12 protein-coding genes are annotated in these 21,893 nt (G+C 64.6%); 9 read left to right on the top strand and 3 right to left on the bottom strand.

What is annotated here, in order from left to right:
- Positions 1 to 26: 26 nt before the first annotated feature.
- Positions 27 to 1,970, bottom strand: a complete 1,944-nt coding sequence (locus ACTEK7_RS20925) for a PrkA family serine protein kinase (RefSeq protein ID WP_036007284.1) — start codon at positions 1,968 to 1,970, stop codon at positions 27 to 29.
- Between the two features lie 844 nt (positions 1,971 to 2,814).
- Between ACTEK7_RS20925 and ACTEK7_RS20920 the strand changes: the two genes are divergently transcribed.
- From ACTEK7_RS20920 to ACTEK7_RS20895, 6 genes are read left to right on the top strand one after another with little or no spacing between them, the layout of a single operon-like run.
- Positions 2,815 to 5,664, top strand: coding sequence for a bifunctional transaldolase/phosoglucose isomerase (locus tag ACTEK7_RS20920; RefSeq protein WP_225146862.1), 2,850 nt, complete (start codon positions 2,815 to 2,817; stop codon positions 5,662 to 5,664).
- A 13-nt stretch (positions 5,665 to 5,677) separates the two neighbouring features.
- Positions 5,678 to 6,676, top strand: a complete 999-nt coding sequence (gene gnd / locus ACTEK7_RS20915; RefSeq protein WP_225146861.1) for a phosphogluconate dehydrogenase (NAD(+)-dependent, decarboxylating) — start codon at positions 5,678 to 5,680, stop codon at positions 6,674 to 6,676.
- A gap of 28 nt (positions 6,677 to 6,704) precedes the next feature.
- Positions 6,705 to 8,216 (top strand): glucose-6-phosphate dehydrogenase, encoded by a 1,512-nt coding sequence (gene zwf / locus ACTEK7_RS20910; protein WP_225146860.1) that lies wholly within the window; start codon positions 6,705 to 6,707, stop codon positions 8,214 to 8,216.
- A complete protein-coding gene (pgl, locus tag ACTEK7_RS20905; protein WP_036027292.1) occupies positions 8,216 to 8,965 on the top strand; it encodes a 6-phosphogluconolactonase in 750 nt (249 codons plus the stop codon). Before zwf ends, pgl begins: the two co-directional genes overlap by 1 nt.
- 22 nt (positions 8,966 to 8,987) lie before the next feature.
- A complete protein-coding gene (locus ACTEK7_RS20900) occupies positions 8,988 to 9,494 on the top strand; it encodes a gluconokinase (protein ID WP_050996012.1) in 507 nt (168 codons plus the stop codon).
- Positions 9,491 to 10,303, top strand: coding sequence for an HAD family hydrolase (locus ACTEK7_RS20895; protein WP_225146859.1), 813 nt, complete (start codon positions 9,491 to 9,493; stop codon positions 10,301 to 10,303). The genes ACTEK7_RS20900 and ACTEK7_RS20895 overlap by 4 nt, the downstream gene beginning before the upstream one ends.
- A gap of 208 nt (positions 10,304 to 10,511) precedes the next feature.
- On the opposite strand, the gene ACTEK7_RS20890 is transcribed toward ACTEK7_RS20895, so the two are convergent.
- Together ACTEK7_RS20890 and malQ are read right to left on the bottom strand one after the other, a co-directional pair.
- Positions 10,512 to 12,314: a glycoside hydrolase family 15 protein gene (locus ACTEK7_RS20890; RefSeq protein ID WP_225146858.1), complete on the bottom strand. Its 1,803-nt coding sequence runs from the start codon at positions 12,312 to 12,314 to the stop codon at positions 10,512 to 10,514.
- A gap of 30 nt (positions 12,315 to 12,344) precedes the next feature.
- A complete protein-coding gene (gene malQ / locus ACTEK7_RS20885; RefSeq protein WP_225146857.1) occupies positions 12,345 to 14,306 on the bottom strand; it encodes a 4-alpha-glucanotransferase in 1,962 nt (653 codons plus the stop codon).
- A gap of 204 nt (positions 14,307 to 14,510) precedes the next feature.
- Here malQ and ACTEK7_RS20880 point away from each other — a divergent pair, with 204 nt between their 5' ends.
- From ACTEK7_RS20880 to glgB, 3 genes are read left to right on the top strand one after another with little or no spacing between them, the layout of a single operon-like run.
- A complete protein-coding gene (locus ACTEK7_RS20880) occupies positions 14,511 to 16,457 on the top strand; it encodes a maltotransferase domain-containing protein (RefSeq protein WP_225146856.1) in 1,947 nt (648 codons plus the stop codon).
- Between the two features lie 11 nt (positions 16,458 to 16,468).
- On the top strand, positions 16,469 to 19,762 hold the full coding sequence (gene treS / locus ACTEK7_RS20875; protein ID WP_225146855.1) for a maltose alpha-D-glucosyltransferase: 3,294 nt from the start codon (positions 16,469 to 16,471) through the stop codon (positions 19,760 to 19,762).
- A complete protein-coding gene (gene glgB, locus ACTEK7_RS20870; protein ID WP_225146854.1) occupies positions 19,755 to 21,893 on the top strand; it encodes a 1,4-alpha-glucan branching protein GlgB in 2,139 nt (712 codons plus the stop codon). The genes treS and glgB overlap by 8 nt, the downstream gene beginning before the upstream one ends.

The following is a 21,893-nucleotide window of genomic DNA, read 5'->3' as shown; positions in this document are numbered from 1 at the left end:
ACTTTACCATTCGCCTCCCATCCGCCTCAACCGGCCTGCTTCACGCGCATGTACCATTCGACGAGCCGGCGAACCTGACGTTCGGTATAGCCGCGCTCCACCATGCGTGCGACGAACTCGCCGTGCTTCTTCTCCGTCTCGCCGTCCTTCTTCGACCCGAAGGAGATGACCGGAAGCAGGTCCTCGACCTGGGAGAATATCCGCTTTTCGATCACATCGCGAATCTTCTCGTAGGAGGTCCAGGTCGGATTTTTGCCGCCGTTCTGGGCCCGGGAGCGTAACGAGAATTTGACGACCTCGTTGCGGAAATCCTTGGGGTTGGCGATGCCCGCCGGCTTCTCGATTTTCGTCAGCTCCTGGTTCAAAAGCTCGCGATCGAGCAGCTGGCCGGTATCGGGATCCTTGAAGTCCTGGTCCTCGATCCAGGCGTCGGCATAGTCGACGTAGCGATCGAACAGGTTCTGGCCGTAATCCGAGTAGGATTCGAGATAGGCCTTCTGGATCTCGTTGCCGATGAACTCGGCGTAGCGCGGTGCGAGCTCGGCCTTGATGAACTCGAGATAGCGTTTCTCGGTCTCCTCAGGCAGCTGCTCGCGGCGGATCGCCTGCTCCAGCGCGTACATCAGATGCACGGCGTCGGCGGCCACCTCTTGCGGATCGTGGTTGAACGTCGCAGCCAGGATCTTGAAGGCGAAGCGGGTCGAAGCACCATCCATGCCCTCGTCGACGCCGGCGGCGTCGCGATATTCCTGGACGCTACGCGCCTTCGGATCGGATTCCTTCAGGCTCTCGCCGTCGTAGACCCGCATCTTGGCGAACAGGGTGGAGTTCTCGTGCTTGCGCAGGCGCGACATCACCGAGAACCGCGCCAGCGTCTCCAGCGTCGACGGCGCGCAAGGCGCCGAGGCGAGCTCGGAGCCCTGGATCAGCTTCTCGTAGATCTTCTGCTCCTCGGTGACCCTGAGGCAGTAGGGCACCTTGATGACGCAGATGCGGTCGATGAAGGCTTCGTTGTTCTTGTTGGCCTTGAAGCTCGCCCACTCGGCTTCGTTCGAGTGCGCCAGGATGATGCCGGTGAACGGGATCGCGCCGATGTTCTCGGTGCCGATATAGTTGCCTTCCTGGGTTGCGGTCAGCAACGGGTGCAGCATCTTGATCGGCGCCTTGAACATCTCGACGAACTCGAGCACGCCCTGGTTGGCGCGGTTGAGGCCACCGGAATAGCTGTAGGCGTCGGGATCGTTCTGGGCGTAGGTCTCGAGCTTGCGGATGTCGACCTTGCCGACCAGCGAGGAGATGTCCTGGTTGTTCTCGTCACCGGGCTCGGTCTTGGCGATCGCGATCTGGCGCAGCCGCGACGGCTGGATCTTGGCGACCCGAAACTGGGAAATGTCGCCGCCGAACGCTTCCAGCCGCTTGTAGCACCACGGGCTCATCAGGCCGGTGAGGCGACGGCGCGGAATGCCGTACTTCTCCTCCAGCATCGGACCGAGCTGATCGGGATCGAACAGGCTGAGCGGGCTCTCGAACACAGGCGAGAGCTCGTCGCCGGCCTTGAGCACGTAGATCGGCTGCACTTCCATCAGCGACTTGAGCCGCTCGGCGAGCGAGGACTTGCCGCCGCCGACCGGGCCGAGCAAATAGAGGATCTGCTTGCGCTCTTCGAGACCTTGCGCCGCATGGCGGAAGAAACCGACGATGCGCTCGATGGTTTCCTCCATGCCATAGAAGCCGGCGAAGGCTGGATAGGTGCGGATGGTGCGGTTCAAAAAAATACGGCCAAGGCGTGGGTCCTTGGCCGTGTCAATCGTCTGAGGCTCACCGATCGCCGCTAGCAGTCGTTCAGCCGCGTTCGCGTATTTCATGGGATCGCTTCGACACGATTCCAGATATTCCGCCATCGACATGTCGTGCTGGCTTCTCGCCTCGAACGACCGAGCGAAAGCGTTGAATAGAGAATCGTTGTACATGATCCCTCTCCGCGTGAGTTCCGCTACAAGCTGAAACGAAAGCAGTTACCGGACCGTTCCTCAGGCCGTTTCGAATCAGCGTGAGCACATGACAGTCATTGGACACCCGGGTGCCGACTCGACGCAACGCACAACGTAGGCACTCCATGAGTTACGAACAGGCACCTGCCTGTAATTTGTGCGAATCTCTGTCTATTCTGGCTCATTTCCAGAAAATGTCACTCGGTCGCCACATCCGGGCGTTCCCGGGGATGGTCCCATCCGGCAATGCAGCATAGCGATCGGGGAGCGGCGATCTTATGACGCTTGTACGGCGAAGCCTTGCGGTCCCCGTTCATCTTCCTGCTGCAATGCGGTGTGCTGGCGGCCTGTACGTCGCGGCAACGCGCAGCACCGTGTCACAGTCGCTGCCAGGCCAGGCCCACCCCGACGGATGACAACGCGATCGTTCTGTGCGTAACGGCCAGCTTGGGATGCTGCGGAGCTCTTCGCATGTCGGCCTCAGCACGATCATTTCGTGACCGCGGCAATCTTCGAGCAAGATTTCCGCTATCGAACCCCGTGGCAGAAATTCATTGTCGATACGGAGAGCGCGGATGCGAAGGAGTGGATGACGACGACATGCCCGCTGAACAGCGAGGCGCTAAGATCGGCCGGATGGTGAACGACCTTTACGCAACAGCAAGGCGCCCGTCTGGATCGCCATGATCGCGACGGAGTTACACTGGAGGGTATGACTCCCGCACCCTTGATTGGTTCCCTCCCGGGTGCATGTAGGCTAGAGGATAGCGCGTCAGACGTTCGCGAAAACCCCTCGTCCGCAGGCTTGGAGATAATAAGCATCATGAATCCCGTCAAAGAACTGGAAAAGCACGGACAGGCGGTCTGGCTCGACTTCCTGGCCCGCGGCTTCATCGCCAAGGGCGACCTGAAGCGGCTGATCGACACCGACGGCGTCAAGGGCGTCACCTCCAACCCGTCGATCTTCGAGAAGGCGATCGGCAGCTCGGACGAATATGACGCCCCGATTGGCAAGGCGCTGAAGCGCGGCGACCGCACCGTGGCCGACCTGTTCGAGGCCGTTGCGATCGAGGACATCCAGAACGCCGCCGACGTGCTGCGCCCGGTCTACGACCGCCTCAAGGGCGGCGACGGCTATGTCAGCCTGGAGGTCTCGCCCTATCTCGCCATGGACACATCGGGCACGATCGCGGAGGCGCGGCGGCTCTGGAAGGACGTCGGTCGCAAGAACCTGATGGTGAAGGTGCCGGCGACGCCGGAGGGCCTGCCGGCGATCGAGCAGCTGATCAGCGAGGGCATCAGCATCAATATCACGCTGCTGTTCTCCAAGGCCGTCTATCTCGAGGTGGCCGAGGCCTACATCGCCGGTCTGGAGACCTACGTCGCCGGCGGCGGCGATCCGTCGCATGTGGCCAGCGTCGCCAGCTTCTTCGTCAGCCGGATCGATTCGGTGGTCGACAAGCAGCTGGACGAGAAGATCGCCCGCGCCAACGATCCGTCCGAGAAGGAACGTCTCGCCGCGCTCAAGGGCAAGGTGGCGATCGCCAACGCCAAGCTCGCCTATCAGGACTACAAGCGCCTGTTCGCAGGCCCCCGCTGGGAGAAGCTCGCCGCCAAGGGCGCCAAGCCGCAGCGCATGCTGTGGGCCTCCACCGGCACCAAGAACAAGGATTACAGCGACGTCCTCTATGTCGAGGAGCTGATCGGCCCCGACACCATCAACACCGTGCCGCCGGCAACGCTGGATGCATTCCGCGACCACGGCAAGCCGCGCGACAGCCTGGAGGAGAACGTCGAGGACGCCAAGCGCGTGTTGGACGAGCTGGAGCGCTCTGGCATCTCGCTCGATGCGATCGCCGAGGAGCTGGTCAAGGACGGCGTCAAGCTGTTTGCGGATGCCGCCGACAAGCTCTACGGCGCCGTCGCCCACAAGCGCGCCGTCGTGCTCGGGCCCGCACTCGACCGCCAGCAGCTCTCGCTGGGCGAGGCGCTCGGCAAGGCGCTGGCCAAGACCACGGAGGAATGGCGGGCGTCGGCCAAGATCCGCAGGCTGTGGCAGCGCGACAAGTCGGTCTGGACCGGTGCGGACGAGGACAAATGGCTCGGCTGGCTCGACAGTCCAGCCAAGGCCGACATTGCCGATTACGAGGACTATGCGGGCCGCGTGAAGGGCCAGAAATTCTCCGACGCCGTCGTGCTCGGCATGGGCGGCTCCAGCCTCGGCCCCGAGGTGCTGGCGGAGACCTTCGGCAAGAAGGCCGGCTTCCCCAAGCTGCACGTGCTCGACTCCACCGATCCGGCGCAGGTGCGGGCGATGGAGGCGAAGATCGACATCGCCAACACCGTCTTCATCGTCTCCAGCAAGTCCGGCGGCACCACCGAGCCAAACGCGATGAAGGACTATTTCCACGAGCAGGTTGCCAAGGCGGTGGGGCCGAAGGTGAAGACCGGGCATCGCTTCATCGCGGTGACCGATCCCGGCTCGTCGCTGGAGAAGGCGGCGAAGAGCCTTCATTACGCCCGCATCTTCCATGGCGAGCCCTCGATCGGCGGACGCTATTCGGTGCTCTCGCCCTTCGGCTTGGTGCCGGCGGCAACCGCGGGCATCGACGTCAAGAGCTTCGTCAAGCATGCGCTGGCGATGGCCCGCTCCTGTGGCCCCGATGTGCCGCCGTCCGAAAACCCGGGCGTGCAGCTCGGCCTTGCCATGGGTCTCGCCGGGCTCGAAGGCCGCGACAAGGTGACGATCCTGGCGTCGAAGAAGATCGCCGATTTCGGCGCCTGGGCCGAGCAGCTGATCGCGGAATCGACCGGCAAGGAGGGCAAGGGCCTGATCCCGATCGAGGGCGAGCCGCTGGGCGATCCCTCCGTCTACGGCAACGACCGTTTCTTCATCGACATCCGCGTCGAAGGCGAAGCGGACGCAGCACACGATTCCCAGCTTGCCGCGATCGAGGCGGCGGGCCACCCCGTGGTGCGCATAGTCATGAAGTCGATCGAGCATCTCGGCCAGGAGTTCTTCCGCTTCGAGATGGCAACCGCCGTGGCCGGCAGCATTCTCGGCATCAATCCGTTCGACCAGCCGGACGTCGAAGCAGCCAAGATCAAGACCCGCGAGCTCACCGCCGCGTTCGAGAAGACCGGCAAGCTGCCGGCGGAAGAGCCGGTGGTCAGCACCAAGGAAGCCGATCTCTACACCGACGAGGCCAATGCCACGGCGCTACGCGCCGCCGGCGCCAATGGCGATCTCGGCTCCTGGCTGAAGGCGCATCTGTCGCGATCCAGCGACGGAGACTACGTCGCCCTGCTCGGCTACATCGCGCGCGACAAGGCCACGCTCGACGCGCTTCAGGCCATGCGCCTCGAGGTGCGCGAGAAGCGGCATGTCGCGACCTGCGCCGAGTTCGGCCCGCGCTTCCTGCATTCGACGGGACAGGCCTACAAGGGCGGGCCCGACAGCGGCGTCTTCCTCCAGATCACCGCCGATGACGCCAAGGACCTGCCTGTGCCGGGCCAGAAGGCGAGCTTCGGCGTGATCAAGGCGGCGCAGGCGCGCGGCGATTTCGACGTGCTGACGGAACGCGGCCGGCGTGCGCTGCGGGTGCACCTGAAGGGCGGTCTCAAGAAAGGCCTCGCCGCGCTCAATGCAGCGCTCAACGACGCGCTGAACTAAAGGAATAATGCAGATGCAACTCGGCATGATCGGCCTCGGCCGAATGGGCGGCAACATCGTTCGCCGCCTGATGCGCCACGGGCATTCGACGGTGGTCTACGACAAGGACGCCAAGGCCGTCGCCGGCCTTGCCGCCGACGGCGCGGTCGGCTCGGCAACGCTGGAAGAGTTCGTTGCTAAGCTGGAGCGGCCGCGCACGGCCTGGGTGATGCTGCCGGCAGGACCCATCACCGAGACCACGATCGAGACGATCGCCGGCGTGATGCAGGAAGGCGACGTCATCATCGACGGCGGCAACACCTTCTGGCAGGACGACGTCCGCCGCGGCAAGGCGCTGAAGGCGCGCGGCATCCATTACGTCGATGTCGGCACCTCAGGCGGCGTCTGGGGGCTCGACCGCGGCTATTGCATGATGATCGGCGGTGAGAAGCAGGTGGTCGACCGGCTCGATCCGATCTTCGCGGCGCTCGCGCCGGGCGCCGGCGACATTCCGCGCACCCCGGGGCGCGAGGGCCGCGATCCCCGCGTCGAGCAAGGCTACATCCACGCCGGGCCCGTCGGCGCCGGCCATTTCGTCAAGATGATCCACAACGGCATCGAATACGGCCTGATGCAGGCCTATGCCGAAGGTTTCGACATCCTCAGGAATGCCAATATCGAGGCTTTGCCGGCGGATCATCGCTACGATTTCGATCTCGCCGACATCGCTGAAGTGTGGCGGCGTGGCAGCGTGATTCCGTCCTGGCTGCTCGACCTCACCTCGACCGCCCTCGCCGACAGTCCGCAACTGTCGGAATATTCCGGCTTCGTGGAGGATTCCGGCGAAGGCCGCTGGACCGTGAATGCGGCGGTCGACGAGGCCGTGCCGGCCGAGGTTTTGACCGCGGCGCTCTACACACGTTTCCGTTCCCGCAAGGAACACACCTTCGCCGAAAAAATTCTTTCGGCGATGCGTGCAGGGTTCGGCGGGCACAAGGAGCCGACGCAGCCGGGCGCGGCGAAGCCGAAGTAACGAGTAACCAAGCGAAGGCCGACCATTCGTGACAAAAGACCCGCAGCCAAAGCGCAAGCCGGAAAATTGCGCCTTCGTCATCTTCGGCGTCACCGGCGATCTCACCCATCGCCTGGTGATGCCCTCGCTCTACAACCTGGCCGCCGAGCATCTTCTGCCGGAGAAATTCTGCGTCGTCGGCGTCGCCCGCAGGGGCCAGTCGGATGAGGAGCTTCGCGACAGCCTGCTGAAGGGCTTGCGGCAATTCGCGACGCGCCCGGTGGACGACGACATCGCGACGAGGCTTTTGGAATGCGTGACCTTCGTCGAGGCCGACGCAAAGGATCCGCCCTCCTTCGACCGCCTGCGCCAGCATCTGGATTCGCTGGAATGCGCGCAGGACACCGGCGGCAACCGGCTGTTCTATCTGGCAACGCCGCCGGCCGCGTTCGCGCCGACCGCGCGGGAGCTCGGCCGCACCGGCATGATGAGGGAGAACGGCGCCTGGCGGCGGCTCGTGATCGAAAAGCCGTTCGGCACCGATCTGGCCTCGGCCCGCGCGCTGAATGCCGAACTCTTGAAGATCATGGACGAGCACCAGATCTACCGGATTGATCATTATCTCGGCAAGGAAACGGTGCAGAACATCCTGGTGCTGCGCTTTGCCAACGGCATGTTCGAGCCCATCTGGAATCGCAACCACATCGACCACATCCAGATCACCGTGGAAGAGAAGCTCGGGGTCGGCCACCGCGGCGGCTTCTATGATGCCACCGGCGCGCTGCGCGACATGGTGCCGAACCACCTGTTCCAGCTGATGTCGCTGGTCGCGATGGAGCCTCCCGCCCGCTTCGACGCACATTCCGTACGCTCCGAGAAGGCGGACGTGCTGACATCGATCCAGCTGCCCAGCCGGGAGGACGCACTGAAGAATTCGGTGCGCGCGCAATATCTCGCGGGCCGCAGCGGCGACGACGAGATCACGGACTATCGCAAGACCGCGGACGTCAAGCCCGACAGCACCACCGAGACCTTTGTCGCGCTCAAGCTGATGATCGACAATTGGCGCTGGGCAGGCGTGCCGTTCTACTTGCGCACCGGCAAGGCGCTCGGCCACAAGCGCACCGAAGTCGCGATCAAGTTCAAGCAGGCCCCGCTGTCGATGTTCTCAGGGACGGACGTCGACCGCCTGTCGCAGAACTTCCTCACCATCGGCATCGCGCCGACTGAGACCATCGAGCTGCAGTTCAACGCCAAGATCCCGGGGCCGAGCATCACCATCGACGGCGTCGAGATGAAGTTCCGCTATGGCGACTATTTCCGCGCCGATCCCTCGACCGGCTATGAGACGCTGATCTACGACTGCATGATCGGCGACAACATCCTGTTCCAGCGCGCCGACGGCATCGAGGCCGGCTGGCAGGCCGTGCAGCCGTTCCTGGACGCCTGGAAGAGCGCGGGCAGCAACGGCATCGAAACCTATGAAGCCGGCAGCGAAGGCCCTGCCTGCGCCGACGAGTTGCTCCGGCGCGACGGGCGAAGCTGGCGGAAGTTCTCGTGATGGCTCAGGCCGAGCAGCCGAAGCTGATCGTCGAGGCCGATGCCGAAGCTCTCGCCCGCGCCGCGGCCGAACGCGTGCTGGCGCGGATCGCGGCCAATCCCGGCCGGATTGCAATCTGCCTCACCGGCGGCTCCAGCCCGAGGACGCTGTATCAGTTGCTCAGCAGCGAGGCCTGGCGCGGCAGGATTCCGTGGGAGCGCGTGCACTGGTTCATCGGCGACGAGCGTTTCGTGCCCGACAGCGATCCCCTCAACAACATGGCGGTCGCCCGCGCGACCTTTCTCGATCGCCACGCGCCCGCCGGCCATATTCACCCGATCCCGACCACAGCCGACAATCCCGATGCCGCTGCGGAAGCCTATGCGCGTGAGCTGCAGGCCTTCTATGGCGGAGACCAGCTCGATCCCGCACGTCCGCTGTTCGATCTCGTCCTGATGGGCGCAGGACCGGACGGCCACACCGCCTCGCTGTTTCCCGGTTACCCCGAGATCGAGGAGACCCGACGCTGGGTCGTCGGCGTTCCCAAGGCGAACGTTGCGCCGTTCGTGCCGCGGGTCTCGCTCACCCTGCCCGCTTTGGCCTCCTGCCGCGAGATGCTGTTCGAGATTGCCGGGCACGACAAGCGGCCGATCTTGACGCGCCTCTGCAATGGCGAGAATCTGCCGGCCTTGCGCGCGCGCTCGAACGGCGAGACCGTCTGGCTGGTCGACAAGGCCGCGCTTCCGGAGGACATTCGTGGGCCGCGCTGAAGCACCCTGTGCATTGATCGTGATGGGCGTGTCGGGCTCGGGCAAGAGCACGGTCGCGAAGGCGCTCGGCGAGCGCCTCGGCTGGCGGTTCGAGGACGGCGACAGCTTCCATCCCGCCAGCAATGTCGAGAAGATGCGGGCCGGACATCCCCTCACCGACGAAGACCGCTGGCCCTGGCTGAATGCCATCGCCGACGAAATCGCGCGGGTCTGCGGCCGCGGCGAGCACGTCATCATCGCCTGCTCGGCGCTGAAGCACGCCTATCGCGACGTGCTGCTGCGCGGACGCGATGACGTCCGCTTCGTGTTCCTGAAGGGCACCAAGGAGCTGATCGCCGAGCGGCTCGCGCAGCGCAAGGGGCACTTCATGCCGCCCGGACTGCTCGCCAGCCAGTTCGAGACGCTGGAGCCTCCGGAGCCGGGCGAGCACGTCATCACCGTCTCGATCGACGAGACCGTCGAGGCGATCGTAGACGGCATCGTGCGGCAGCTCAAATTGGGCGGCGCAACACCCAAGGTTCTACCATGACCCAAACCTCACTCGTGGTCTCCGACGTCGACGGCACGTTGCTGACCAAGGACAAGACGCTGACGGAGCGCGCGAAGAACGCCGTGCAGCGGCTGCACCAGGCTGGCATCGGTTTCACCATCACCTCCAGCCGTCCGGCGATCGGCATGCGCTTCTTGATCGAGCCGCTGGCGCTGTGGCTGCCGGTTGGGCCGTTCAACGGCTCCTCGATCGTCGATCCCGAGATGCGGCCGGTCGAGCAGCACCTGATTCCAGCGCGCGCGGCCGAGCGCACCTTGCAGATCCTCCGCGACTACGGCGCCGACGTCTGGCTGTTCACCACCGACAAATGGCTGATCGACAATCCCAGCGGCAGCTACGTCGCGCACGAGCGGCACACGATCCGCTCCGATCCGACGATCGTGACTGACTTCTCGCCCTATCTTGCCAGCGCCTGTAAGATCGTCGGCGCCAGCGCCGACGCCGCCCGGCTCGAGGCGTGCGAGAAGGTGATGCAGGAAGCCCTCGGCAGCGCAGCGACCGCGGTGCGCTCGCAGACCTATTATCTCGACATCACCCCGCCGGGCTTCAACAAGGGCACGTTCGTGCAAGCGATGGCCAGGCGCCTCGGCATCTCGACCGACGCGGTCGCCACCATCGGCGACATGCAGAACGACCTCGCCATGTTCCGCGTCAGCGGCACCTCGATCGCCATGGGCAACGCCGCCGACAACGTCAAGGACGAGGCGACGCACGTCACTGCGACCAACGAGCAGGACGGCTTTGCCGAGGCGATGGAGATGATCTTGACGCGGAATGGGGTGGGCTAAAGCGGAATGGCTTAGATTGACTCGATTGCCACGGGCTCGGTGCAACCTCTCCCGCTTGCGGGAGAGGTCGCGCCGAAGGCGCGGGTGAGGGCTTTCTCCTCTAGGGGGCTATCCCATTGCGGAGACACCCTCTCCCAACCCTCTCCCGCAAGCGGGAGAGGGAGTGCACCGTGCTCGTGGGGGCAAAAGCGCCTGACGGCTCTTCCTACTACTTCGACCGCTGCACCGCCGGCTTCTCGCTGCCTTGCCGTGCCGCCGACAAATTGTGTGCCGTGTTGATCAGCGCGATGTGGGTCAGCGCCTGCGGGAAATTGCCGGTCTGGCGGCGGGCCACGGAATCGTATTCTTCGGCCAGCAGCCCGACGTCGTTGGCGATGCCGACCACGCGGTCAAGCAGAACTTGCGCCTTGTCGAGATCGCCCGACAGCACATAGGCATCGGCGAGCCATAGCGTGCACGCCAGGAAGGCGCCTTCGAGCGGCGGCTGGTCCGGGGGCAGCTCGCGCGGGTCGTGCCGCAGCACGAAGCCGTCGCGCATCAGGCATTTTTCGGCCGCGGCGATGGTGCCGCGGATGCGCGGGTCGTCCGCCGGCAGGAAGCCGACGGCGGGCAGCAGCAGCACGCTGGCGTCGAGCATCTTCGAGCCGTAGGACTCGACGAACGCATTCTCCTCCGCATCGAATCCCCTGTTGCAGACATCTCGATGAATGGCTTCGCGTAGCGCACGCCAGTGCAGCAGCGGCGCCTTGAAGCCGAAGGTCTCGGCGCTCTTGATGCCGCGGTCGAAGGCGACCCAGGTCATCACCTTGGAAAACACATAGTGCTTGGGCTGGCCGCGCCGCTCCCAGATGCCGTGGTCGGGCCGGTCCCAGACTTCGGCCAGATGATTGAGCACGGCGCATTCCAGCGCCCAGGTCGTCTCGTCGTCGAGCTTGAGCCTCGCCATGCGCGACTGGTGGAAGGCGTCGATCAATTCGCCGTAGACATCGAGCTGGAGCTGCGCGTGGGCGGCATTGCCGACGCGCACCGGCTGCGCACCCTCATAACCGTCGAGCCAGCCCGCCTCCCATTCCAGGAGGCGCCGCTGGCCCCAGATGCCGTACATGATCTGCATGTTCGCCGGGGAGCCGGCGGCCGCGCGCAGCAGCCAATTGTGCCAGGCCAGGGCTTCCTCGGTGTAACCCGAGTTCATCAGCGCCAGCAGCGTGAAGGTGGCATCGCGCAGCCAGCAGAAGCGATAGTCCCAGTTCCTGCTGCCTCCGAGCTTCTCCGGCAAGGAGGTGGTGGGTGCCGCGACGATGCCGCCGGTCGGCGCGAAGGTCAGCGCCTTCAGCGTGATCAGCGAGCGCAGGACCAGCTCCTGATAGTCGCCGTCACGGGTGCAATGGCCGCACCAGTCCTCCCAGAATTTTTCGGTCTCCTGAAGCGCCAGCTCCGCATCGATCGGCGCAGGCGGGGCGAGATGCGAGGGACCGTAAGTCAGCACGAATGGCACGGTCTCGCCTTCCTTCACCTCGAAATCCGAGACGGTGGTCAGATCCTCGCCGCGGGTCTCGACCGGAGTGCGCAGCACCGTCATGTCCTGGCCGGCGATGGCCATCAAGGAATGGTCGATCCGCCGCACCCAGGGAATATCCGCGCCGAAGCCGAAGCGGATGACGAGCTCCATCCGCATCTTCACGGTGCCACGGATGCCGCGGACCAGCCGCACGATGTCGGACGCCTTGCCGCGTAGCGGCATGAAATCGATCAGCGCGACGGTGCCGTTCTTCGTCTCGAACCGCGTTTCGAGGATGAGGGTGTTGCCGAGATAGCGCCGCGAGATGGAGGTTGCGGCCTCGCTCGGCGCGACCAGCCAGCGGCCGTTTTTGTGGGTACCGAGGATGGCGGCGAAGCAGGCGTCGGAATCGAAGGCCGGCCAGCACAGCCAGTCGATCGAGCCGTTGCGCCCGACCAGCGCCGCGGTCTCGCAATCGCCGATCAGCGCATAGTCCTCGATCCTCTGAGCCAATGTCGTGCGAGCCTGGCAAGTCCCGGCGGCTCAATTCCCGCCGGGCAATGAACGTTCCCGTGTCGCAGCCTTCAAAGCTGCGAGATCGATCCTGGAGATGATCTTGTCGAGCGCAACCGGTAGGCGCTGGCGCCAGTTCGGATGCTCGTCGATCGTGCCGGGGATGTTAGGCTGGTCGACAACGCCGAGCAGATCCTCCATCGACACCGCAAGCAGCCGGGACGGCGTGCGCGACAGGAAGGCCAGCACAGAGTAGAGATCGTTGGCGGTGATGCCGTTCTGGCGCAGGATCTCGTCGAGCCCGCCGAGCGCATCCCATCGCGCCTGGTCGTTCTCGCCGGGATCGAGCCCGAGCGAGCGCTTCATCTTGAGATCGCCGAAGGAGCGCCAGCCGGCATAGGTCGACAGATCATGGGTGTTCAGCGTCACCAGCGCATTGGGCCGGTAATGGTCGACATTGCGGAAATGGCCGGCATCGTCGCGCTCGAACATCATGACGAGATAGGACCAGATGCCGAAATCCTGCATCATCTCGCGGAAACCTTCCGGCACGGTGCCGAGGTCCTCGCCGATCACGATGCATTTGTGGGCTGCGCTCTCGCGCGCTACGGCGGCCAATAGCGCCTCGAACGGCATCTGCACATAGGCGCCGTTGTCGGGCTTGAAGCCGCGCGGCACGAGATAAAGCCGTTTCAGGCCGAGCACGTGATCGAGCCTGATGGCGCCGGCATGGCGCATCGACGCCGCGAGCATGTCGGCGAACGGGACGAAGGATTGCGCTTCCAGCCCACCGGCATTGAAGCCGGCAAGGCCCCAATCCTGGCCGATCGTGTTGAGCACGTCGGGCGGCGCGCCGACCGCGAGATGACGCGAGATCGCCGTCTGCTCGTTCCAGGCATCGAAGCCGTTGGACTGCACGCCGACGGCGACGTCGAGATAGAGCCCGACCCGCATGCCGAGCTGGCCGGCGAGCGTCTTGGCGGCATGCAGCTGGCTATCGGCCGTCCATTGCACGAATTCGACGAACTCGACCTCGCGCCTCTCCGCGCCATTACGCAGCTCGGCGCATTTCGCCTCGTCCGGCTGCTGCCATTCCGCCGGCCATTCCCACCAGGGTGCGGTGAAACGATGCCGCAGCACCTCGAAACAGGCAAAGCGGGACAACAGCGGCGCGCGCTCCGCACGGAAGGCGTCAAACGCCTTGCGACGCGCCTCGCTCGCGCTTGTCACGAAGCTGTTAAAGGCGGCGCGCAGGCCCAGCCATTTCAGCGCCGCCATGTCGGTATAAGGGACGCGGTCGCCCTCGCGCAGACGGGCGGCGGTTGCGGCCGCGTCGGGCACGAGGTCGGCCGAGAATTCAGGGATAGCCTCGACGTCGATATAGAGCGGGTTGAGGAAAAGCCGGCTGTTCGGCGAATAGGGGCTGCAATCGGCCGGGTGATCGTCGAACAGGACATGCAGCGGATTGAGCCCGACGCCGTCGGCACCGAGCTGCTTGGCGAGCCGGACCAGGCCCGCGAGATCGGTGAAATCACCGATGCCCCAATTGCGGTCGGAGCGGACGCTGTAGAGCTGCACGGCGAGCAGCCAGCCGCGGTCGAAATCGCCGCCGAAACAGCGCTCGGGCGCCACGATCATCGGCACGTCTTCGCTCGCACCTTCGGCATCGGTCAGCGTCAGGCGGTGATACCCGAGCGCCAGGCCCGCGGGCCAGGCGATCACGGGCTCCCGCGTCTCTCCTGCCGCGATCACATTGCCGTTGCCGGCGATTTTCCATCGCAGCGGCGGGGCGCCAACCGACGCTAATTCCGTGCGCGGGCGTCCGAGCGCACGGACCACGACCGGCCCGCTGACGAAGCGATAGACCCGCTTCTCCGGCAGGGCATCGAGGATGGATTCGAGGGCCTCGGGCGCGGTGACCCGCAGCTTGCCGAGGGCATCGATGAATTCGGATTGAACGCCCTTGATCCGGGCTTGAGCTAAAAGATCCATTCGGCACGCAGCTTGCAGGCCATTGTTTGGCCAGGGGCATCGAGAATAACGAGATCGCGGAAGAGGTTAGTCAGGGGTAACTCGCAAACTGCGCTTGCCGTTCCCAAGGGAACCAATGACACACAAGCGGCTTTCTATCATGGTACCAAGCGTGGGTTCCCGACAAGGGAAACGGGCTCCTGCTTTCTTGTCAATGGCATCACCGTGAACAAGACAATTCAAACTGTCGAGAGTGCCGCGGCCGGCAGCGCTTTCCTGATCGAGGACGTCTATCCCGCTATCGACGGCGGCCGCTTCGCCGTGAAGCGGATCGCGGGCGAGCCGGTCGAGGTCTGGGCCGACATCTACCGCGATGGCGAGGCAGTGATCTCAGCCGCGCTGATCTGGCGAGGAGAGCAGGAGCGCGAATGGCGGAGCGAGCCGATGACCCATCACGGCAATGACCGCTGGTCCGGCGCGTTCACGCCCCCCGAGCCCGGCCAATATGTCTACGCGATCGAAGCCTGGACCGACGAGTTCGCTACATGGTCGCACGCCGCCGCGCGAAAGCGGCGCACCGGGGCCGATGTCAACCTCGATGCGATCGAGGGCGCCGGCCTTTTGACCAAGGCGCATGGCGCGCGGCAGGACGCCGCAGCGATCATCATCAGACAGTGCGAAGATTACTTGAGGAACGGCGACATCACCTCGCTGCTCGCGACCGAGCTCGGCGAAGCCATGGCCGAGAGCCAGTCGCGGCCGGACCTGACGCGTTCGCCATTCTTCCCGCTGACCGCCGACCGCGACAAGGCGCGCTTCAGCACCTGGTATCAGATGATGCCGCGCAGCCAGAGCGCATTGCCGGGCCGGCATGGCACCCTGCGCGACTGCATCGCGCGCGTGCCTGACATCGCCGCGATGGGCTTTGACGTGCTCTACTTCACGCCGATCCACCCGATCGGCAAGACCAGCCGCAAGGGCCGCAACAATGCGCCGGTGGCCCGTGAAGGTGATCCCGGCTCGCCCTATGCGATCGGCTCGGCCGAGGGCGGCCACGATGCGCTGCATCCGGAGCTCGGCACGATCGAGGACTTCCGCGCGTTGGTCGCCACATGTCTTGAATACGGGCTCGAGCTTGCGCTGGACTTCGCGGTGCAGTGCTCGCCGGATCATCCCTGGCTGACGCAGCATCCGGAATGGTTCAAATGGCGGCCCGACCGCTCGGTGAAGACGGCGGACGGCCCCTATTCCGACATCGTTATCCCCGACTTCAATTCGGTCGATCGCGTCGGGCTGTGGAATGCGTTTCGCGACGCCATGCTGTTCTGGATCGACAAGGGTGTAACCATCTTCGCCATCGACAATCACGACACCGCGCCGCTCGCGTTCTGGGAGTGGCTGATCCGCGATATAAGCCGCCGTCATACCGACGTGATCCTGTTCTCCAAGACCTATGCACGGCCAAAGCTGATGAAGGGCCTCGCCAAGCTCGGCTTCGCGCAGTCCTTCACCTATTTCCCCTGGCGCACGGAAAAATGGGAGCTGGAGCAATATCTCGGCGAGCTGACGCGCTATCCCGAACGCGATTTCTACCGTCCGAACGTGTTCGTCAACACGCCTGACCTGTTGCCCTTTCACCTGCAGAGCGGAGAGGCGTGGGCCTTCAAGTCGCGGATCGCACTGGCGGCGACGCTGTCAGGCAATTACGGCATCTACAGCGGATTCGAGCTGCTGGAGCATGAGGCCATTCCCGGCCGCGAAGAATATCTGGATTCCGAGAAGTACCAGATCAGGCAGCGGGACTGGGATCGTCCCGGCAACATCAAATCGTACATCGCCGCGCTCAACCGCATCCGCAACGAGAACGCGGCCCTCCAGCAGACCGCGAATTTGCGCTTTCTCGCCATCGAGGACGGCCAGACGATCGCCTTCGCCAAGGAGGCGGCCGATCCGGCCAACATTGTCGTCGTCGTGATCGCGCTGTCGCGCCACGTGCGGGAATGCTGGCTGCCGCTCGGCGATCTCACAGTTGACGCCGGCGGGCGGCGTCACCATGTGACGGCACTCGAAAACCTCCTCACCGGCGAACAGTCCCGCATCGAATGGGGCGGCATCAAGTTGCGCATCGATCCCGACCGCGATCCGGCACTTCTGTTCCGCTGCCTGGCGTAAGGGGTCACGCCATGAATGTTCTGTCTTCCGTCGACACCAAGAAGGCTGAGGCTGCCGAGATCGTGGATGAGCTCTGGTACAAGGACGCCATCATCTACCAGCTCCACGTCAAGGCCTTCGCCGACAGCAACAATGACGGCATCGGCGACTTCGCCGGCCTGACCGAGCGGCTGCCCTATCTGCAGGAGCTCGGCGTCACCGCGCTGTGGCTGCTGCCGTTCTACCCGTCGCCCGGCCGCGACGACGGCTACGACATCGCCGATTACGGCGCGGTCAATCCCGATTTCGGAACGATGAAGGATTTCAAGCGCTTCATCCAGGAAGCGCAGAAGCGGGGCCTGCGCGTCATCACCGAGCTCGTCGTCAACCACACCTCGGACCAGCACAAATGGTTCAAGCGCGCGCGGCGCAGCCATCCGGGCTCGAGCGCGCGCAACTGGTACGTCTGGAGCGACACCGACCAGAAGTACCAGGGCACGCGTATCATCTTCACCGACACGGAGAAGTCGAACTGGACCTGGGATCCGGAGGCCGGCGCGTTCTACTGGCACCGCTTCTTCTCGCACCAGCCCGATCTCAATTTCGACAATCCGCGCGTTGTCAGCGCCATCATCCAGGTGATGAAGCGCTGGCTCGATGCCGGCGTCGACGGCTTCCGGTTAGATGCGATTCCCTATCTGTGCGAGCGCGAGGGCACCTCGAACGAAAACCTGCCCGAGACGCATGCGATCATCAAGCGCCTGCGCCAGGAGCTGGACGCGTATTCCAAGGGCAAGCTGCTGCTGGCCGAGGCCAATCAATGGCCGGAGGACGTGCAGGAATATTTCGGCCGTGGCGACGAGTGCCACATGGCCTATCACTTCCCGCTGATGCCGCGCATCTACATGGCGATCGCCCAGGAAGACCGCTTCCCGATCACCGACATCCTGCGCCAGACGCCGGATATCCCGGCGAGCTGCCAATGGGCGCTGTTCCTGCGCAATCACGACGAGCTCACGCTGGAGATGGTCACCGACGTCGAGCGCGACTATCTCTGGACCACCTACGCCAACGATCCCCGCGCGCGCATCAATGTCGGCATCCGCCGGCGTCTTGCGCCGCTGATGGACAACGACCGGCGCAAGATCGAGCTGATGAACTCGCTGCTGCTGTCGTTCCCGGGCACGCCGATCATCTATTACGGCGACGAGATCGGGATGGGCGACAACATCTATCTCGGCGACCGCAACGGCGTCCGCACCCCGATGCAATGGAGCCCGGACCGCAACGGCGGCTTCTCGCGCTGCGACCCCGCCCGCCTCTACGCACCGCTGATCATGGATCCCGTCTACGGCTATGAATCCGTGAACGTCGAGGCGCAGTCGCGCAGCCTGTCCTCGCTGCTCAGCGCCACCAAGCGGCTGATCTCGGTGCGGAAGTCGACGCTCGCCTTCGGCCGCGGCACCATGACCTTCATCCGCCCGGCCAACCGCGCCGTGCTCGCCTATGTCCGCCAATACCGCGACGAGGTGATCCTCTGCGTCGCCAATCTGTCGCGCGCCGCGCAGGCCACCGAGCTCGACCTGTCGCCGTGGAAGGACCGCATCCCGCAGGAGATGCTCGGCCGCACACGCTTTCCCGCGATCGGCGAATTGCCCTACATGATCACGCTGGGGCCCTACGGCTTCTACTGGTTCCAGCTTCAGGAGCGCGACAAGTCCGAGCCGGTTGTGCCGCGCGCGGTGCCGGAATTCGAGACGCTGGTCGTGCCGGTGAACTCGAACTGGGTCTCGCTCGCCCGCGAGCGCGGCGTGTTCGAGCGCGACGTGCTGCCGGGCTTCCTGTCACGGACGCGTTGGTATCCCGAGAACAATCCCAAGCACATCCGGACCACGCTGACCTCCGCGGTACCGTTCAGCGACATCGGCGACAACAGACCCTGGATCGCGTTCTTCGAGACGACGCGGGACGAGGTGACGACGCGGTACGTGATGCCCATGCAGATCGAATGGGTGCGTTTCGACCGCGAGCGCTTCAACCCGAAGGCGCTCGCCGCCGTCCGCCAGGGCGCACGCGAAGGCACGCTCCTCGACGTCGCGACCGAGCAGATCTTCATCGGTCTGTTCTTACGAGGGCTGTCGCAAAACCTGGTCGTGGACGAGAACAATCTGCGGCTCGAGTTCAAGGCGACCAGCCGTTTCGCCGACTACACCATCAAGGAGCCCGAACGCATCCGCGCCATCGAACAGTCGAACAGTACCGCGCTGGTCGACAACAAGTACGTTGCCAAGATCTATCGGCGGCTGGAGAGCGGCATCAGCCCCGAGATCGAGATCGGCTACTATCTCACCGAGGTCGCCCGCTTTGCCAACACGCCGGCACTGCTCGGCAGCGTCGAGCTGGTCGACGGCAACCAGCGCAGCGCGCTCGGCGTGCTGCATGCCTATGTCGAGAACCAGGGCGACGGCTGGACCGTGACGACCGGATATCTCGACCGCTATATCGACGAGCAGCGCGTGGCGCCCGCCGATGAGATGCCGCGCGAAACCCAGGAGCAGGCGCCCTATCTGCATTTCATCGCGCAGATCGGCCGGCGGCTCGCCGAGCTGCATGTCGCTCTCACCGCGGCAGAGCCCGCCGATCTCGCCCCGGAGCCGATCGACTCCGCCCAGATCAAGGCTGCGCTCTCCGACCTCAAGGCGCGTGCCGAGCGGATTCTCGAGCTGCTTGCCGACAGCCGCGACGGGCTGCGGGAGATGGACCGGCCCCTGATCGACCGGCTCATCGCTGCACGCGCGAACCTGTTCGACCGCCTCAATGCGCTCTTGCCATCCGAGATCGGCGGGTTGAACATCCGTCATCATGGCGACTTCCGGCTCGGGCAAACTCTGATCGTGAAGGACGATATCTTCATCATCGACTTCGACGGCGATCCGCGTGTGCCGCTGGCCAACAAGCGCCGCAAGGCGCCGGCCGCGCGCGACGTCGCCGGCCTGATCCATTCCATCGACCTTTCTGTGAACGTGGCGCTGAGCCGCGCGCTCACGGGTGCTTCCGACGAGCAGGACCGGCTCGCGGCCGCCCTCGACGAATGGCGCGAGCGCGCCACCGCGACCTTCCTGTCCGCCTACCGCGAAGCCATGACCGATCGGAGGCTGTGGCCGGACGATCGGTCCTGCGCGGAAGGCCTGTTGAGATTTTTCCTGCTGGATCGAGCGTTCCACGACGTAGAGTACGAGCTGTCCCGCCGGCCTGAGGGACTCCATGCGCCGCTGACCGGACTGCTTCGCATTCTGTCAAGTGCCGAGAGCGAAGCCCATGCCTAAACTGCCTGCAGAAGCCTACGCGATCATCGAAGGCCGCCACTCCGACCCCTTCCACTATCTCGGGCTGCATCCCGAGGGCGGAAAGAGCGTTGTCCGCGCGTTTCTGCCCGAAGCCACCAACGTCGAGGCGGTCGGCGACCACGGCGAGGTCGCGCCGCTCGATCGCGTCCACGATTCCGGCCTGTTCATCGGCGCCCTGCCCAACGGCTCGAAGCACTACCAGCTGCGCGCGAAGTTCGGCAACGACGTGGTCGAGTTCGAGGATGCCTACCGTTTTCCGCCGATCCTGACCGATTTCGACCTCTATTTGCTCGGCGAAGGCACCCATCAGCGCCTCTACGACAAGCTCGGCGCGCATCCGATGCGGCTCGAAGGCGTCGACGGCATCGGCTTCGTGGTGCTGGCGCCGAATGCGCGGCGCGTCTCCGTCGTCGGCGACTTCAACTTCTGGGACGGGCGGCGCCATCCGATGCGGGTGCGCGGCAACGGCTATTGGGAATTGTTCATCCCGCATGCGAAGGCCGGCGATCACTACAAGTTCGAAATCGTCGGACCCCATGGTCATCTGCTGCCGCTGAAATCCGATCCGATGGCATTTGCCAGCGAGCTGCGGCCGAAGACGGCCTCGATCGTGTTCGACGAAGCGCGCCTGCCGCGACCGCGCCCGGCGCCTGAAGGCATCAACGCATTGTCGGCGCCGATGTCGATCTACGAGGTGCATCTCGGCTCGTGGCGGCGCAAGGACAACAATGAATGGCTGACCTATCGCGAGCTGGCCGAGCAGCTGCCGGCCTATGCCCGCGACATGGGCTTCACTCATCTCGAATTCCTGCCCGTGAACGAGCATCCGTTCGATGGTTCCTGGGGCTATCAGCCGACCGGCCTCTATGCGCCGACCAGCCGTTTCGGCGGCCCCGAGGATTTTGCCGCCCTGATCGATGCCTGCCACCGCGAAGGCATCGGCGTGCTGCTCGACTGGGTGCCGGGTCACTTCCCCGACGATCCCCACGGGCTCGGCCATTTCGACGGCACCGCGCTCTATGAGCACGCCAACCCGCTCCAGGGCCGCCATCTCGACTGGGGCACGCTGATCTACAATTACGGCCGCACCGAAGTGACGAACTTCCTGGTGTCGAATGCGCTGTTCTGGATGGAGCGTTACGCCATCGACGGTCTGCGCGTCGATGCGGTCGCCTCCATGCTCTATCTCGACTACAGCCGGCCGCCCGACGCCTGGATCCCGAACCAATATGGCGGGCGGGAGAACATCGAGGCGATCAACTTCCTGCGCCGCTTCAACACGGAAGTGTTCGCCCGCTTCCCGCAGGCAACCACCGCCGCCGAGGAGTCCACCGCCTGGCCCCAAGTCTCGCGCCCGGTCGAGTTCGGCGGGCTCGGCTTCGGCTACAAGTGGAACATGGGCTGGATGCACGACACGCTGAACTACATCAGCAAGGATCCGATCCACCGCAAGCATCACCACGGCGAGATCCTGTTCGGCCTGCACTATGCGTTCTCGGAGAACTTCATCCTGCCGCTGTCGCATGATGAGGTCGTGCACGGCAAGCGCTCGATCCTCGGCCGCATGCCCGGCGACGAGTGGCAGCGCTTTGCCAATTTGCGCGCCTATTACAGCTTCATGTTCGGCCATCCCGGCAAGAAGCTCTTGTTCATGGGCGCCGAGATCGCGCAGAGCCGCGAATGGAATCACGACCAGTCGCTCGACTGGCATCTGCTCGAATACAAGGTCCATTCCGGCGTCCAGGCCTTGATCCGCGACCTCAATCGGCTCTATCGCGCGGTTCCGGCGCTGCACCAGATGGATTGCGAGCAGGCCGGCTTCGAATGGCTGATCACCGATGATGCCAACCGCAACGTCTTCGCCTGGCTGCGCAAGGGCTTCGACGAGCACGCGCGGTGTCTCGTCATCGTCAACTTCTCGCCCAACGTCTACCAGAACTATCGCGTTCGCGTGCCATTCGGCGGCAAGTGGAAGGAAGTGCTCAACTCCGATTCCGCCCATTACGGCGGCAGCAATGTCGGTAATGTCGGCGAAGTCAATGCCGAGGGCGGCGAGCTGCGCCTCACCATTCCGCCGCTGGCTGCGATCTTTCTTGTTCCGGAAAGCTGA

Source organism: Bradyrhizobium sp. JHI2711 (assembly GCF_056156565.1).
This window is presented reverse-complemented; position numbering and strand designations above follow the sequence as displayed.

Coding starts and splice junctions, on each gene's coding strand:
- ACTEK7_RS20925 (WP_036007284.1), bottom strand. CDS start 1,970: ATGTACAACGATTCTCTATTCAACGCTTTCGCTCGGTCGTTCGAGGCG.
- ACTEK7_RS20920 (WP_225146862.1), top strand. CDS start 2,815: ATGAATCCCGTCAAAGAACTGGAAAAGCACGGACAGGCGGTCTGGCTC.
- gnd (WP_225146861.1), top strand. CDS start 5,678: ATGCAACTCGGCATGATCGGCCTCGGCCGAATGGGCGGCAACATCGTT.
- pgl (WP_036027292.1), top strand. CDS start 8,216: ATGGCTCAGGCCGAGCAGCCGAAGCTGATCGTCGAGGCCGATGCCGAA.
- ACTEK7_RS20900 (WP_050996012.1), top strand. CDS start 8,988: ATGGGCGTGTCGGGCTCGGGCAAGAGCACGGTCGCGAAGGCGCTCGGC.
- ACTEK7_RS20895 (WP_225146859.1), top strand. CDS start 9,491: ATGACCCAAACCTCACTCGTGGTCTCCGACGTCGACGGCACGTTGCTG.
- malQ (WP_225146857.1), bottom strand. CDS start 14,306: ATGGATCTTTTAGCTCAAGCCCGGATCAAGGGCGTTCAATCCGAATTC.
- treS (WP_225146855.1), top strand. CDS start 16,469: ATGAATGTTCTGTCTTCCGTCGACACCAAGAAGGCTGAGGCTGCCGAG.
- glgB (WP_225146854.1), top strand. CDS start 19,755: ATGCCTAAACTGCCTGCAGAAGCCTACGCGATCATCGAAGGCCGCCAC.